Source organism: Vibrio sp. D431a (genome assembly GCF_030248655.1).
In the GTDB taxonomy this organism is placed as follows: Bacteria; Pseudomonadota; Gammaproteobacteria; order Enterobacterales; family Vibrionaceae; genus Vibrio; species Vibrio alginolyticus.
This window is the reverse complement of record NZ_JAHGAP010000007.1, coordinates 1-15272: the sequence shown is the minus strand read 5'-3', so window position 1 is coordinate 15272 and position 15272 is coordinate 1. Positions and strand designations below refer to the sequence as shown.

13 protein-coding genes are annotated in these 15272 nt (G+C 44.1%); 9 read left to right on the top strand and 4 right to left on the bottom strand.

All coding sequences use genetic code 11. The features are described 5' to 3' along the window. Positions 1-100: 100 nt before the first annotated feature. On the bottom strand, positions 101-1021 hold the full coding sequence (locus tag KJB35_RS05140) for a bifunctional precorrin-2 dehydrogenase/sirohydrochlorin ferrochelatase (protein ID WP_005377406.1): 921 nt from the start codon (positions 1019-1021) through the stop codon (positions 101-103). A gap of 460 nt (positions 1022-1481) precedes the next feature. On the opposite strand from KJB35_RS05140, the gene KJB35_RS05135 reads away from it, so the two are divergent. The 6 genes from KJB35_RS05135 (at position 1482) to KJB35_RS05110 (ending at position 6718) form a co-directional block, all read left to right on the top strand. After that, on the top strand, positions 1482-2510 hold the full coding sequence (locus tag KJB35_RS05135) for an amino acid ABC transporter substrate-binding protein (RefSeq protein ID WP_005377403.1): 1029 nt from the start codon (positions 1482-1484) through the stop codon (positions 2508-2510). A 55-nt stretch (positions 2511-2565) separates the two neighbouring features. After that, a complete protein-coding gene (locus KJB35_RS05130) occupies positions 2566-2709 on the top strand; it encodes a hypothetical protein (RefSeq protein WP_155396903.1) in 144 nt (47 codons plus the stop codon). Positions 2710-2728: 19 nt separating this feature from the next. Continuing rightward, complete coding sequence (locus tag KJB35_RS05125) at positions 2729-3934, top strand: amino acid ABC transporter permease (RefSeq protein ID WP_005377402.1); 1206 nt, start codon at positions 2729-2731, stop codon at positions 3932-3934. A gap of 1 nt (position 3935) precedes the next feature. Beyond that, complete coding sequence (locus KJB35_RS05120) at positions 3936-5033, top strand: amino acid ABC transporter permease (protein ID WP_005389988.1); 1098 nt, start codon at positions 3936-3938, stop codon at positions 5031-5033. A gap of 23 nt (positions 5034-5056) precedes the next feature. Then, positions 5057-5806 carry an amino acid ABC transporter ATP-binding protein gene (locus KJB35_RS05115; RefSeq protein WP_005377400.1) on the top strand — a complete coding sequence of 250 codons (750 nt, stop codon included), beginning with the start codon at positions 5057-5059 and terminating at the stop codon, positions 5804-5806. Between the two features lie 249 nt (positions 5807-6055). After that, on the top strand, positions 6056-6718 hold the full coding sequence (locus KJB35_RS05110) for a Bax inhibitor-1/YccA family protein (RefSeq protein ID WP_025766607.1): 663 nt from the start codon (positions 6056-6058) through the stop codon (positions 6716-6718). A gap of 76 nt (positions 6719-6794) precedes the next feature. Here KJB35_RS05110 and KJB35_RS05105 read toward each other — a convergent pair whose 3' ends face one another. Continuing rightward, positions 6795-7169 carry a chromosome partitioning protein ParB gene (locus KJB35_RS05105; protein ID WP_042523006.1) on the bottom strand — a complete coding sequence of 125 codons (375 nt, stop codon included), beginning with the start codon at positions 7167-7169 and terminating at the stop codon, positions 6795-6797. A gap of 408 nt (positions 7170-7577) precedes the next feature. Here KJB35_RS05105 and KJB35_RS05100 point away from each other — a divergent pair, with 408 nt between their 5' ends. After that, entirely contained in the window at positions 7578-7907 is a 330-nt protein-coding gene (locus KJB35_RS05100) for a TusE/DsrC/DsvC family sulfur relay protein (protein ID WP_005377396.1), read from the top strand. 2 nt (positions 7908-7909) lie between these two features. Here the strand turns inward: KJB35_RS05100 and yccX are convergent, their stop codons facing one another. Next, the gene (gene yccX, locus KJB35_RS05095; protein WP_033905335.1) at positions 7910-8182 is read right to left on the bottom strand and encodes an acylphosphatase; all 273 of its coding nucleotides are present in this window, start codon (positions 8180-8182) and stop codon (positions 7910-7912) included. Positions 8183-8272: 90 nt separating this feature from the next. Between yccX and KJB35_RS05090 the strand changes: the two genes are divergently transcribed. Beyond that, positions 8273-9676 carry a methyl-accepting chemotaxis protein gene (locus KJB35_RS05090; RefSeq protein WP_053304484.1) on the top strand — a complete coding sequence of 468 codons (1404 nt, stop codon included), beginning with the start codon at positions 8273-8275 and terminating at the stop codon, positions 9674-9676. Positions 9677-9836: 160 nt separating this feature from the next. Then, positions 9837-11030: a class I SAM-dependent methyltransferase gene (locus tag KJB35_RS05085; RefSeq protein WP_285356776.1), complete on the top strand. Its 1194-nt coding sequence runs from the start codon at positions 9837-9839 to the stop codon at positions 11028-11030. 53 nt (positions 11031-11083) lie between these two features. On the opposite strand, the gene KJB35_RS05080 is transcribed toward KJB35_RS05085, so the two are convergent. Continuing rightward, on the bottom strand, positions 11084-15272 hold a 4189-nt coding region (locus KJB35_RS05080), incomplete at its 5' end, for a Calx-beta domain-containing protein (protein ID WP_285469420.1).

The window sequence follows — 15272 nt, the reverse complement described above, 5'->3', positions numbered from 1 at the left end:
CAATCTGAGAAGTAAATAAAAACGCCAGCGCATAATCCGCTGGCGTTTTTTATTGGCTTTAGTGTAACGAACTACGTATCCACTTTAGCATTTGGCATTGCTAGATAACTAAGTCCTGTCCTTGCAGCAATACGAATTCGCTCGTTCCTTGTGGTATGAACACGCAAATTCGAAGCTTTTCAGCTTTAGCCTTGGCCAGCATATCCGAAAGCTCAGCAGCGCTCGAGAAAGCTTCTCTTTCTGCATCTCTTCGTATTAGTTCTAACACATTCGCTTCACATCGAGTTGAGTACAGAGCCAGCTCCGCTTGTTGCATATAGCGTACGGCTTTTATTGGCAACATCTCAACATCTTTCCCAACATGAACCCAAGTACAACTTCCCTTTTCATCTAAAGGCGTTGCCATGGTCGCTTGGTAAATTGCTTCTAACTCACGATTATCTCGCGCGTTTTCCACCTCGGGGTTCGAGAAGAATTGCTCCCAAAACTTGCGGCGTAAATCGACACTAGGCAGCGCCTCTTTAATTGAGTTTCGCTTTGAGTTAGCAAAGTCCGCCATCAACCCCATGTTTTGTGGCAGTATCGATTCAAGTTTTTCACGGATGTTTCGAATTAAAACTGGCGAAGCTCCACCACTAGAGATTGCGATTTGGATGCGGCCACGATTAATCATAGACGGCGTGATGAAATCACAATAAGGCTTATCATCCACAACGTTAACCAAGATGCCTAGCTCTTTGGCATCTTTGTACACTTGGTGATTTAGCTCAGGATTGTCTGTCGTCGCCCACACTTGAACAAAGTTTTTAGTGACAATGTCACTCGAATAGAAACGTTGTACCCAGCGCAGTTGATGCTCAGAAGCAAGCTTAGACAGAAAATCAACCAACGTCGGAGAAACGATAGTCACATCCGCCCCAGCCTTTAGCAACGCTTCCACCTTTCGGCTTGCCACCTCACCGCCACCCACGACGAGAACGGGTTTATTAATTAAATCTAAGAACAGAGGAAAATATCGCATTTCAATCCATGATTACTCTAATTAGCTGTTGTAGACCATGCTACCAAAAATGGGGCAAGCTCATCACCCTGTTTCGGTATCACAAATAATTTTTGTTTGAATTTTTACTGAACTTCACCTTGCTCAGCTAATGACAGTTTTAATAACAACTTTTTATTCTTTTGTATTGTTCACTCTTCTATTGATTGTTCTGATGCACCAAATTGTCCATGAATTGCACTATTTACAAACAATTAACATTTCGTCATTCTAAATCTCAAGGCACTTTGTAAGTTCTCTCAAAACTTCATTTAAATTATATATTTGAGAATTAACAGATCCTTTCCTACGCTTATAACTGGTTGATCTATCGAATGCCGTTTCTTCGAAAATCAATCACGTAGGACGATAACTCTAACGAATTGGACACGTTATTTCAGGTCACTCCTGATTAAACATGGATCATACAGGAAGGATACAAATGGCAAATAAACTCACAGTTCTTGCTTCCGTCGTAGCGGCTTCTACTGCGATGATGGCAACATCAGCTCAAGCAGCAGACACTACTCTGGACAAAGTCACAAAACAAGGCTTTCTTACTTGTGGCGTAAGTACCGGTCTACCTGGTTTCTCTAACCCTAACTCAAAAGGCGAATGGGAAGGTATCGACGTAGAATATTGCCAAGCACTGGCTGCAGCCGTTCTTGGGGATAAAACGAAAGTTAAATATGTACCCCTAACCGCAAAAGAACGTTTCACTGCGCTTCAATCTGGTGAGATTGATGTGCTTTCCCGTAACACGACCTGGACTCTCCACCGTGACACTGCACTGGGCCTAAACTTCGTAGGTGTGAACTACTACGATGGTCAAGGTTTTATGGTGAAGAAGGAACTTGGTATCTCAAGTGCTAAAGAGCTTGATGGTGCGTCGGTATGTGTTCAATCAGGTACAACAACCGAGCTAAACCTTGCAGATTATTTCCGCAACCAAGGCATGGCGTACAAACCAGTGGTATTCGACACAGCGGCGCAAACTTCGAAAGGTTTTGATGCGGGACGCTGTGACGTATTAACAACTGACCAATCTGGCCTTTATGCACTACGTTTGAATTTGAAAGATCCGTCCTCTGCGGCCGTTCTTCCAGAAATCATCTCTAAAGAGCCACTAGGTCCAGTCGTTCGTCAAGGCGATGATCAATGGTTTAACATCGCTAAGTGGACATTGTCTGCGATGATTAACGCTGAAGAATACGGTATTAGTTCGAAGAATGCGGATGAAATGCTGAAGTCAACAGATCCAAACATCAAACGTATCCTCGGTGTTGATGGCCCTAAAGGCAAAGGTTTGGGTATTCGTGATGATTGGGGCTACCAAGTTATCAAACAAGTTGGTAATTATGGTGAAAGCTTCGAGCGTACAGTCGGTACTGGTTCGCCGTTAGAAATCTCTCGTGGCGTTAATGCGCTATGGAATGCGGGCGGCTTTATGTACGCGCCACCAATCCGATAGAAAGAGTTAATCAGGGCGGTTCATGCCGCCCTTTTTCTTGATTATATCTCACTGTATGAGTAAGGATCGCTCATTGGATGGCGAAAAGCGCTCGCTTGGTGGAACGGCTTTAAAGGTTCGTAAGTCACCAGACATGAGAGCGTTATTCTTTAGCCAGCAAGGACGAAACTTCTTTATACAGGCCGATATCTATAACTAAGGTTTGAGGTTATCGCTGTATGAAACCGACACAAGATGCATCGCCAAGTACGATGTCCAAACCAAGCGGAAGCAAGAGCCTGATTTATAATCCTGCCTTTCGTTCTGCTATTTTCCAGATCATTGCCATTGCTGCACTGGTATTTTTCTTTTACACGATTGTAAACAACGCTCTCAATAACTTAGATGCTCGTGGTATTGCAACGGGCTTCGGTTTTCTGAATCAAGAAGCCGGGTTTGGTATTGGGTTAACACTAATTGAATACGATGAAACGTACTCTTACGGTAGAACATTTATCATCGGCCTTCTTAATACGGCGTTAGTCTCCGTATTAGGTATTATTCTGGCTACTGTGATTGGCTTTACCATGGGGGTTGCCCGCCTTTCTTCTAACTGGTTAGTTAGTCGTTTAGCGGCAGTTTATATCGAAACTTTCCGAAATATCCCCCTTCTTCTGCAAATATTCTTCTGGTATTTCGCTGTTCTTCAAGCATTACCCTCACCACGCCAAAGCTTAAGTCTTGGTGAAGCTATTTTCCTGAACGTTCGTGGCTTATATTTCCCTGCACCGACTATGGAACCCGGCAGTAGCTACGTTATTGCCGCGTTAATCTTCGGGGTAATCGCAAGCTTATTAATTAATGTATGGGCGAATAATAAGCAACGTCTCACTGGGCAACAAACCCCAATGGGAAGAATAGTTTTGGGTTTAGTTGTTGGCCTTCCATTGGTTGTGTACTTCCTTGCTGGTATGCCAATTTCACTGAATTATCCTGAACTAAAAGGGTTTAACTTCCGAGGTGGTATTAGCATTATTCCTGAATTGGCTGCGCTACTTTTGGCATTGAGTGTTTATACAGCTTCTTTCATTGCTGAGATTGTGCGCTCTGGTATTAATGCGGTTAGCCATGGTCAAACCGAAGCAGCGATGTCGCTAGGCTTACCACGCTCGAAAACTTTAAAGCTTGTTGTCATTCCTCAAGCGTTACGAATTATTATTCCACCTTTAACCAGTCAATATCTCAACCTCACCAAAAACTCATCGTTAGCGATGGCGATTGGTTACCCAGATCTTGTCTCTGTGTTTGCTGGTACTACCCTGAACCAAACGGGACAAGCGATTGAGATCATTGCGATGACGATGGGCGTGTACTTGACATTAAGTCTGATTACGTCTGCATTAATGAACTTGTATAACCGTAAAGTCGCGCTGGTGGAGAGATAATATGAGTACTCATCAATTTCAACCGGATCTCCCACCACCCGCCAATACTGTAGGCTTCGTTGGTTGGATGCGGAAAAATCTATTTAATGGCCCTATCAATTCCATTGTTACTGTCATTCTTGCGTATATTGTCGTAACTGCAATATGGTATATCGTGGATTGGGCGTTTATTAACGCAGACTGGATTGGCTCAACGCGTGACGACTGTAGCCGAGATGGTGCTTGCTGGGTATTTATCAGCGTGCGCTGGGAGCAGTTCATGTATGGTTTTTATCCAGAGTCCGAACTATGGCGCCCTCGCCTTTTCTATATCACATTGGCCATATTTACTGTTTTACTCGCGTATGAGAAGACACCGAAACGGATGTGGATTTGGCTTTTCTTCGTAAACATCTACCCATTCATCATCGCTGGGCTGTTATACGGTGGTGTCTTTGGACTAGAAGTGGTCGATACACACAAGTGGGGTGGACTACTCGTTACACTCATTATTGCGCTAGTTGGTATCGTAGTTTCATTGCCAATTGGTGTGGTGCTTGCGCTTGGTAGACGTTCAGAGATGCCGATCATTCGCAGCATTTGTACCGTCTACATTGAAGTTTGGCGTGGCGTTCCTCTGATTACGGTTTTGTTCATGGCTTCGGTTATGCTTCCATTGTTTATGTCTGAAGGCTCAGAGACAGATAAACTGATTCGCGCCCTTATAGGTGTGGTTATGTTTGCCTCCGCTTACATGGCAGAAGTGGTACGCGGTGGTCTACAAGCCATTCCGAAAGGTCAATATGAAGCCGCTGATGCGCTTGGGTTAAGTTACTGGAAAAAGACTGGGCTGATTATCTTGCCACAGGCGCTAAAGATTACTATTCCTTCTATCGTGAACACCTTCATCGGTTTGTTTAAAGACACCAGTTTGGTACTCATCATTGGTATGTTTGACGTACTCGGTATAGGGCAAGCAGCAAACACCGACCCTGAATGGTTAGGCTTTGCTACAGAAAGTTATGTATTTGTCGCGTTAGTGTTTTGGGTATTTTGTTTTGGCATGTCACGCTATTCGATATGGCTTGAAAACAAACTTCATACCGGTCACAAACGATAACTCATCAAGATCAAGGACGTATTATGACGCAACAACAAGACTACATGATCCAATTGAAGGACATGAATAAATGGTATGGTGAGTTTCACGTACTAAAAAATATTAACCTCGACGTTAAGCGCGGCGAGAAAATCGTTATCTGTGGTCCATCAGGGTCGGGAAAATCAACGATGATTCGCTGTATTAACCGTCTTGAAGAGCACCAAGCAGGCAGCATTTACGTCTCTGGTACGGAATTAACTGAAGACTTAAAGAACATTGAAGCAGTGCGCCGAGAAGTGGGCATGTGCTTTCAACACTTTAATCTCTTCCCTCATTTAACCGTACTGGAAAACTGTACGCTCGCGCCTATCTGGGTGAAGAAGATGCCAAAAGATGAGGCAGAAGCAGTTGCGATGAAATATCTGGAACGTGTAAAAATTCCAGACCAAGCGGAGAAGTATCCCGGTCAGTTGTCTGGTGGTCAGCAGCAACGTGTGGCGATTGCTCGCTCTTTGTGTATGAACCCTAAAGTCATGCTTTTTGATGAGCCAACATCTGCACTCGACCCGGAAATGGTTCGCGAAGTACTGGATGTAATGGTCGAACTCGCCGAGGAAGGCATGACTATGCTTTGTGTGACACATGAAATGGGCTTTGCTAAAGAAGTTGCCGATCGCGTGATATTCATGGACGCAGGAGAGATCATCGAAGAAAACAACCCTGTTGATTTCTTCGAAAATCCTCAATCGGATAGGACCCAAAATTTCCTAGCGCAAATCTTACACCACTAAGATTTAGCCGAATCGACATAAAAAAGCACTGGTTTCTATGAAGCCAGTGCTTTTTGTTACTAAATTCAAAAATCTGTGTAAGAATCAATATAGCTATGCTAGTCAGTAATATTGTGTTACAAGTTGCCAAATACATAACATCTTATTTCTATTATTATTTTATCTAAGTTACGTATGGTTAGGGCTTGATTTTTTGAACTTTCAATCCCATAAATGTACTTAAAAGAAAGTCTCTTATCGAGGAAGATTATGAACAGTCCAATGTTTACCCGCACTTCAACTCAAGAAAGTGCTCTACAAACGAACAAAGTATTGCGTAATACTTACGCTCTACTTTCAATGACACTTTTATGGTCGGCAGTCGTTGCTGGCGTTGCAATGGCATTTAACCTTCCACATCCAGGTATCATCCTAATGCTGGTTGGTTTCTACGGCCTATTATTCTTAACAGAGAAAAACCGTAACAACAGTCTTGGCCTTGTGTTTACGTTCCTATTTACTGGCTTCTTAGGTTACACCGTTGGCCCTATTCTAAACATGTACATAGGTGCAGGCATGGGCGATATCGTATTAACCGCACTCGGTGGTACGGCACTATCTTTCATGGCAGCATCGGCATACGCACTAACAACGAAACGTGACCTATCGATGATGGGTGGCTTAATGCTATCACTATTTGTTGTGCTGGTTGTGGGCATGATTGCAAGCTTCTTTATTCAATCAACCCTTTTACACTTGGCGTTGAGCAGCTTGTTTATCATTTTCTCTACTATGGCGATCCTGATGACAACACAAAGCATTATTCGTGGCGGTGAAACAAACTACATCTCTGCGACAGTAACTTTGTATGTATCAATCTACAACATCTTCATCAGCCTACTAAGCATTCTAGGCATCATGAACGACGATTAATCGTTTCTCGTTAAGTAGAATCAAAAAGCCCGAAGGTAATTCCTTCGGGCTTTTTCTTTGCAAGTAATTCAGTTTGTTACGCTTGGTCTACCGCCAACTCGATAACTTCGTCAGCTTCTGGGTTTTCTCTAAAGCGTCTCACTTTAATCGTTTCCTCTCCTAACATGATTTGCTTGGCGATTCGGTGCATACCGTCAAAAACACGATAGTCACTGGTTAAGATTACCGGATACGACAAATCAGCATTGTTGATTCGTTGGCAATGTTTTGCAATTTCACGGCAGGTTGGCTGTGGCCCTTCATGACTAAACCAAGTCACTTCATTTGGGCCTTTTATATCAGCAATCGCAATTTCTTCTACAGGTAAGGATTCTGCAAGTTGCCAAATTCGCTCGATGGACCAAGTGGATTTTACATTGTCATTAATCTCAATGTAACGTTGTTTCGACATGACTAACTCCTTGTCATCATTGTTGTTTCTAACCTGAATACAGGCTTTCATTAATCCAATGAGAATATCGGTCTATGAAAACAAACACAACGTTGTCAGCTATTCATTCACCCATAAAATCCCATAATCAGACAAGTAGCCAAGAAAAAACCAAAACAAAAATGAATAAGCCTGGATATCCATGCAATTTCGTTGGTACTCACCCCGTAAAATTTCTAACAAACTGAATAGTTTCCTATTTATTTGAATAAAAGAGCATTTCTATCAAAGTGCCTAGCTCAGTCAAAAACACTCACCATTTTGTACGCTTTTGATTCGCTCGATACGACTTCGAGATTCTTTTGTTGAGAACATTCTCGGCTGTCGCTAATCTATAAACATCCATGTTTACTTAACGGATAAAACGTTATGTTCGTTTACAACGGCAAAGAAATTGAAACGGATGCTCAAGGCTACTTATTGGATCATACTCAATGGGAAGAAGGTATGATTGAGCTTTTAGCAAAAGAAGAAGACATCGAGCTTACGGATGCTCATTTGGAAGTTGTGCATTTTGTGCGAGACTTTTATGAAGAGTTTAATACCTCCCCTGCAGTGCGTATGCTTGTGAAAGCGATGGAAAAAGCGCACGGCCCAGAAAAAGGTAATAGTAAGTATCTATTCAAGCTGTTTAAAAAGGGGCCAGCCAAACAAGCAACCAAATTAGCCGGCCTACCAAAGCCAGCTAAATGCTTGTAGATTCATAAAATTTTAAAACCGCGTAACGGCTTATACGACGCAGGCTCCTGCATCACATGCTCTACTGTTGCCGTTCGCGGTCCTTCTTGTAACCATTTCGAAAACGCAACTATTTGCGCGTCTGTTCCACACGCCATCACTTCAACATCACCATTGTTTAGGTTCTTCGCATAACCTGTTAACCCTAGCTTCAATCCTTGATGGGAAGTATGGTAACGAAAGCCCACGCCTTGAACATGACCTTTTACTATAAATCTCTCACACTTTACGTTCATCTTTGTACCGCTTCTTTTTACTGAGTGATATATTCTTTTCGTCTATTCACCCCACTAAGGATAGTGGGTTTTTGCACGGTTATTATAATTATGAAAGAAATTCCATTCCGCTGGATTGATAAGTATCTCATTCACTTAAAGATTCAAGAAAAGTTCTATTTGCTCTTCGTTCTCCCTCTTCTTGCTTTAGTCATTCTCACTCTCGTCCTTAATAGCGCGGCTAATACACTGATCTCAAGTATGTACCAAGAAGAGCTCATGCTTATGAAAGGTCTGATAGAGGCAGGCAATCTTTCTCAATCTCAAGTAGCAAGCCTCATAGCGGGTTCAGAAACCGTTTCTATTGGCTCAGGGCCGCAATCCGTGTCAGTTTTAAATGGTGCGTACAGCTTGGTTGCAAACCATGAACTTTCTTTATGGACTGCCCTATCAACGACTCAAGTGAGCATCATCTGTGTGAGCTTGTTTATTCTCGCTCTTGGCGTTTACTACATCATGACGTTTATTGGCGGCGCGATGTTCACGATGAACAAAGCATTAAACACCCTTGCTGGTGGCGACTTAACTGCGAGAATGAACTTCTTCCCTGTTCGCGACGAGTTTAGTGAAATTGCTATTACGATAGACAAAGTTGCAGAACGAGAGCAACAAATGGTGCTGTCGATTCAAGAGTCTGTGGCGTTAATGCAACAAATTAGCTCAGACCTGAATCAATCGATTCATCACAGTTCAGATATTTCAGCGACTCAGCAGGAACACCTCAACTCTCTTGCGAGTGCAACTGAACAGATGGCATCAACGATTCGAGAAGTCGCGACACTAGCTCACGATTCAAGCACGCAAACCGATGATGCGCGAAACGTGGCTCAGTCTGGACAAGTGAAAGTTGAGAATACGCTTCACTCGATTTCGAACCTTTCTAATGAGATTCAATCTGCGTCTCAAGCCGTTGCCGAGTTAGATGCCAATGCCGCACAAATTGATGAAGTCGTGACAACCATCAATGGGATCTCCGAGCAAACCAACCTACTTGCTCTGAACGCGGCTATTGAAGCTGCACGTGCTGGAGAACAAGGTCGTGGATTTGCGGTCGTTGCGGATGAGGTTCGCGCTCTTGCGGGACGCACTCAGCAAGCGACAGTGGAAATCCAAACGATGATTGAATCGTTACAGCGTAACAGTCAGTCACTTACTAAGCTGATGGAAGTGACAGTTAATAACGCAAATGAGGGACAAAACCTCATGACGGAAGTGAATCACGAAATCGGCTCTTTGGCAGATAAAAATCAAACTATCTCCGACAGTAGCATTCAAATTGCAACAGCAGCTGAAGAGCAAGGTGTAGTCGCGGACAATATCGCCTCAAGCGTTGAAGAAATTCGAGTTCAAGCAGATAACGTGTGCAATATGATAAGCACGACTTCACAAAACGTTGATCAACTGCGTAAGCAAAGCGACACAATGGAAGCACTACTTACTGGACTTAAAGCATAGCAACGGAATCTATTACAGCAAATTCAATAAAAGGGTCACTTTAGTGACCTTTTTTGTATTTAAAAGTCACTACAATGTACTGGATTGCCGAGGGATATTGCTTTTACCATTTACATCCCGGACAATACGCCCCTTTCAAAATTCAACAAGAGCTAATGAAATGACAGCTGCTATCTATTTGGTTAAAGGTCGTGAGAAATCGGTCAAGCGCAAGCACCCTTGGATCTTCTCTCGAGGCATCAACAAAGTTGAGGGCGAACCTGCTCTTGGCGAAACGGTTGATGTATTCACTCACGACGGTAAATGGCTAGCTAAGGCGGCATATTCGCCAGCTTCACAAATTCGTGCTCGTATTTGGAGTTTTGATAAAGAAGAAATCGACACCGCGTTTTTCGTTAAACGACTTAAAGACGCACAACTTCTTCGTGAAGACATTATCAAACGTGATGGCCTTACGGGTTATCGCCTTATCGCAGCAGAGTCTGACGGCTTACCTGGCGTTACGATCGACCGTTACCAAAATTTCTTTGTGTGCCAACTTCTCAGTGCTGGCGCAGAACACAATAAGCAGGCTATTGTTGACGCTCTGATTGAGTGCTTCCCTGATTGTAATGTGTACGAGCGCTCTGACGTGGCCGTTCGTAAAAAAGAAGGTTTAAAAGAGAGCACGGGCGTCTTGCACGGCGAAGAGCCACCTAAATCAGTCGTCATCGAAGAAAATGGCGTAAAGATTAGTGTAGATATCGTTGGCGGACACAAAACAGGTTTCTACCTAGATCAACGTGATAGTCGCCAGCAAGCGATGAAATATATGAAAGGCAAAGAAGTTCTTAACTGCTTCTCTTACACAGGTGGCTTCGGACTTTACGCTCTAAAAGGTGATGCAAAGCGTGTGATTAACGCTGACGTGTCGCAACCTGCTTTAGATACCGCAAAATTCAACGCAGAGCTAAACGAGTTTGATATTTCGAAGAAGCGTGCCGTGTTCCTAAATGCAGACGTGTTTAAGCTGCTTCGTGAGTATCGTGATCAAGGAACTCAGTTCGATGTTGTGATCATGGACCCACCGAAGTTCGCAGAGAGCAAAGCACAACTAAACGGCGCATGTCGTGGTTACAAAGACATCAACATGCTAGCAATGCAAATTCTAAAACCGGGCGGCACGCTACTAACCTACTCGTGCTCTGGCTTGATGGATCAAGTTCTGTTCCAGAAAATCATCGCTGATGCAGCCGTAGATGCTAACCGCCAAGTAAAGTTTGTGGAGCGTTTTGAACAAGCCGCTGACCACCCAACCGATACCGCATATCCAGAAGGTTTCTACTTAAAAGGTTTTGCATGTAAAGTGCTTTAGGCTACGAATAAGTAAGACAAAGCAGAAGAAAAGGGCCTACTGGCCCTTTTTCATTATGGCTCTAAGTTAACCTTAGTTAGTGCGGATAACACATCTCTCTCAAAGTCCGCATTTCCCACGATTAAATCACTAAACTCTGTCGCCCCGTTTTCTATTACGATAGTTTGAATTGAGTTTCCATCGTTATGGGTTATTTCTAGAGATAAGTCATCGCCATCAATGTTCAAGTCAATACTATTGAGAAGTTCTTCTATCGTATTGTGCCCTGCATCTTCAACGACTTCACTCAGATCTAAGGTGTCCAAATCTCTCTCAAAACCTCTAATTAGATCTGTTCCTGTATCCAAGGAGTCGTTGACCCATTTAAAGACATCTGCCTCGTTATCATTACCGATCAAGATGTCATGACTTACGTCCACTTCAGCTTCAATAATATTTGCAGAGCCATTACTTGAAGCATTTACTCCTCCGTTTTCATCAATAACGAATTGCAGGGTGTTCTCACTTTGATCACCATCGTTATCCGTCAATACATAATCGAAGTCTAACGTTTCAACAGTATCACCCACCGCACCATAAAATGCATACGCACCGTCGTTTAAGTCGATTTCCAGAGTATGTTTGCTGTCGATATAGATAGTAAGCTGCATCGTTGTGTCGTCAAATGCATGCGAAATACCATCGTTATTGTCAGTTACTATTAGGTCTGAACCATCAAACGAATAAGTGACACCGTCATGTTCTATTTCGCTAATATAACCACCATCTGCACCAATACCTGTATCTGGAGAAGTGGTATACATCAAGTTCCCCCCAACAGGTTGAATCACTGACTGCAACATAACCGGAGGTAATTGAGTTACGTCAGGAACCACAACACCATCAAGGTCTTGATTCAAAAAGCCATCATATGCTACGCGATCTAATTGCTCCGGCATAAGATTAACGCCCATACCATACGCTAGGGCTGTTATCTGATTATCAGGATCGGTTAGGTGATCAATCCAACTCTGCTCGCGAGCGTCGTTTATAAATGATGACGCAGGGTTTGGCTGACCATCTGACAAGAAGTAACTAACATTCGACGCACTGGTTAACTTACCTACATCATCCCATGACTGTTTTGCTTCATTTAGCGCGTTGTTATAGTTAGTCGCGCCACCCGCAGTTAGCGTCTCAATATACGCTTTGGCCTCCTCGACCGTCAGCCACGTCGCAGCACCTATAGCGTAAGTGGATGCTGTACTGCTATAAGTAATAATTTGAACTCGCGTTTGACCGATAGACTCATATTGATTCAATAACTGAGTTGCCGAATCTTTCATTATCTGCAAGCGATTATCCGTTCGCATAGAACCCGAGACATCCATTATGAGCTGAACGTTGGCACTTTCTTTAGTTTCTGCAACTACATCGTGAATAATAGATGCAGAATCTGGTGAGTCATCTTCCACAATAACGTTGACCGTTGTGGAGTTAGTAAGACCACGAGCATTCGAGACAAGCACAGGCACCTCAATATTTAAGGTGTCTTCTCCAGATGGGTTGGAGTGATCAATCGGACCAAGAAGCTCCGTAGATACCACTCCAGTATCATTGACTGATATTTTGATAACCTCTTCACCGTTCGCTGAACCGATAAGCATTTGGTCGTTATTTGATAACGTCCACGTTACAGAGATACCGTTACTAGTAAGAGCTGTAGATGGTTCACTGAGCGTAACAGAATCAACGGTTTGACCCAGCGTCAATTGTTCTACATCAGTACTCGAGTCAGTTGTGTCATCAAAGCCGTTTAGAGCAGAGTCATCAGCAATGGCGTTGCTTAAGCCTTCCTCAGAAACGTTTAGTGTTACACCTTCTACAATTGGTGGGGCGTAAGGGTTGACAGAAAAGTACCCCGTTTTACTGTCGCCATCATTATCAGTAATAGTGTAGTTAAAATCGATATCCCCATCGCCATAAGGTGAGGTCAAAGGCAAGTATTGGAAGAACTCCCACTTTCCAGTGCTAGGTGTAAGTTGAACTTCGAATGCAAGCTCTCCATCAGCCTCTGCAATCAGTCTATTAGAGTTTTGTGGATCGACGTATATCAACACGTCTTTACCATCTAGAGTCTCTAAACCAGCCTCACCTCCATTTAAGACTATAGAACCAGGGCCATCAGCTCCATATACAGCACCGAGGTTCCCATCCGCACTAGCAATTGGCACGCCAGAGTACGCACCTGTAAAGGTTATTGATTTAACGGTAAAGTCACTGTTGTCTTCAGTATCCGGGCCATTGCCATTACTGGTCGCCTCGAGGATGATTTTATCAAAGCCTCCCTGTTGAACATTGAAATTTGCCGCGTAATCACCACTGCTTGCGTCAGAGCTGAACGATTGCTGAGCAATTAATACACCATCTCTATAAAAAGATGCGATTCCTTTCTCAAGTTCACCACCAAACATTTTCTCAAATTCTATTTCTGCTCCGTAAGCAACTTTATTGCCTAAGTCTATGATTAACTGCTCTGATACACCCTCATTACCCGCGAATCGATAATCGACTTCGTTTTCTAATTGGAAGCCGTTGTTACCAGAACTTTTAACGCCAATCCCTTCTGATGATTGATTGATTTCAGCTGTTCCCAGCATCACAGATTCGTCAGACACAAAACCGTTTGCAGTCACAACAACGTCCCCAAATGTTCGACTGGTTGCATCTGCCTCACTTCCTGCAAAATCTATGCGCCCTGTCAGAACGTTAGGTGCACCAGTAAGCGACACATCGACGGGTTGAACAACAACAGGCACGTATGGGCAATCATCTTCAACGGCCACATTTAAGCTTTGAGATGTTGTTGTTTGTCCATCACTTACAGAAATCTGTAAATCAAAGTTGATGATGTCTTCCACATCATTAACAGGATGATCAAGTGGCTCAAACAGAGTAATAGTATAGTCCCAAGAGCCTTGACCTGAAGCTGAAGGCTCGCTCAGCACAACAGTAGCAACAACGCTCAGGTGAGCAGTTTTCGCAGTCAGCGTTTGAGTACTGTTGTCCCACGTCCACGATATAGGCTCCCCTCCTGATGTTAGGTTGTTAGGGCCTGCCAATACCACTGAAACATTCGCCGTGTCTGGATCGGCAACTGTGAATGTTCCTGAGAAACTTGCGGAGTTAGTGGTGTCTGAAGGTGCTCCTGTATTATCAGGGATACCATTAGCTAAACCTTCTTCCGAAACAACTGCATTCACAACATTTGAAATAGAAGGAGGAGCATCATTATCAATAATCGTTGCCGTACCGGTATCGCTGCCTTGCACTGCACCAATGCCGGTTACTGTCACGCTGAAGTCTTCAGGGCCTTCATAAACAGCGTCATCAATGGAAGCAATACGCACATCAAACTCAGTTTGCCCCGCTGGCACCGTTACTACACCATCGTTTGGCACTGTCACCCAACCACTTCCCGTGTTGTATTCTAGGGTGCCCAAATCTCCAACTTCGGTGTCACCCAAGTTGAGGCCTAGCTCGATTTGAACTGTAGACTCGGAGGCATTCGATAGCGTCACTTTGAAGTTGGCTGTCTCACCCTCATTAATGGTGCCAGCATCTGAAATAGTCACGCTTGGACGGTCATCATCCGGATCGGGACCCGGGCCACTGCCGTCATCCACTATCGTTGCCGTCCCCGTATCGCTGCCTTGCACTGCGCCAATGCCAGTCACCGTCACACTGAAATCTTCAGGGCCTTCATAAACAGCATCATCAATGGCAGCGATGCGCACATCAAACTCAGTTTGCCCTGCTGGCACCGTTACCACGCCATCGTTTGGCACTGCAACCCAACCGGAGCCTGTGTTGTATTCTAAGGTGCCTAAGTCTCCAACTTCGGTGTCACCTAAGTTCAGGCCTAGCTCGACTTGAACAGTGGACTCAGAGGCGTTCGACAACGTCACTTTGAAGTTGGCTGTATCCCCCTCATTGATGGTGCCAGCGTCTGAAATAGTCACGCTTGGACGGTCATCATCCGGATCGGGACCCGGACCCGTGCCGTCATCCACTATCGTTGCCGTACCGGTATCGCTACCTTGCACCGCCCCAATGCCAGTCACCGTCACGCTGAAATCTTCTGGGCCTTCGTACACCGCGTCATCAATGGAAGCAATACGCACATCAAACTCAGTTTGCCCTGCTGGCACCGTTACTACGCCATCGTTTGGCACTGCAACCCAACCGGAGCCTGTGTTGTAT

What these genes read in the sequence shown, in the direction of transcription:
- KJB35_RS05140 (WP_005377406.1), bottom strand. Translation starts at nt 1,021, where the DNA reads ATGCGATATTTTCCTCTGTTCTTAGATTTAATTAATAAACCCGTTCTC.
- KJB35_RS05135 (WP_005377403.1), top strand. Translation starts at nt 1,482, where the DNA reads ATGGCAAATAAACTCACAGTTCTTGCTTCCGTCGTAGCGGCTTCTACT.
- KJB35_RS05130 (WP_155396903.1), top strand. Translation starts at nt 2,566, where the DNA reads ATGAGTAAGGATCGCTCATTGGATGGCGAAAAGCGCTCGCTTGGTGGA.
- KJB35_RS05125 (WP_005377402.1), top strand. Translation starts at nt 2,729, where the DNA reads ATGAAACCGACACAAGATGCATCGCCAAGTACGATGTCCAAACCAAGC.
- KJB35_RS05120 (WP_005389988.1), top strand. Translation starts at nt 3,936, where the DNA reads ATGAGTACTCATCAATTTCAACCGGATCTCCCACCACCCGCCAATACT.
- KJB35_RS05115 (WP_005377400.1), top strand. Translation starts at nt 5,057, where the DNA reads ATGACGCAACAACAAGACTACATGATCCAATTGAAGGACATGAATAAA.
- KJB35_RS05110 (WP_025766607.1), top strand. Translation starts at nt 6,056, where the DNA reads ATGAACAGTCCAATGTTTACCCGCACTTCAACTCAAGAAAGTGCTCTA.
- KJB35_RS05105 (WP_042523006.1), bottom strand. Translation starts at nt 7,169, where the DNA reads ATGTCGAAACAACGTTACATTGAGATTAATGACAATGTAAAATCCACT.
- KJB35_RS05100 (WP_005377396.1), top strand. Translation starts at nt 7,578, where the DNA reads ATGTTCGTTTACAACGGCAAAGAAATTGAAACGGATGCTCAAGGCTAC.
- yccX (WP_033905335.1), bottom strand. Translation starts at nt 8,182, where the DNA reads ATGAACGTAAAGTGTGAGAGATTTATAGTAAAAGGTCATGTTCAAGGC.
- KJB35_RS05090 (WP_053304484.1), top strand. Translation starts at nt 8,273, where the DNA reads ATGAAAGAAATTCCATTCCGCTGGATTGATAAGTATCTCATTCACTTA.
- KJB35_RS05085 (WP_285356776.1), top strand. Translation starts at nt 9,837, where the DNA reads ATGACAGCTGCTATCTATTTGGTTAAAGGTCGTGAGAAATCGGTCAAG.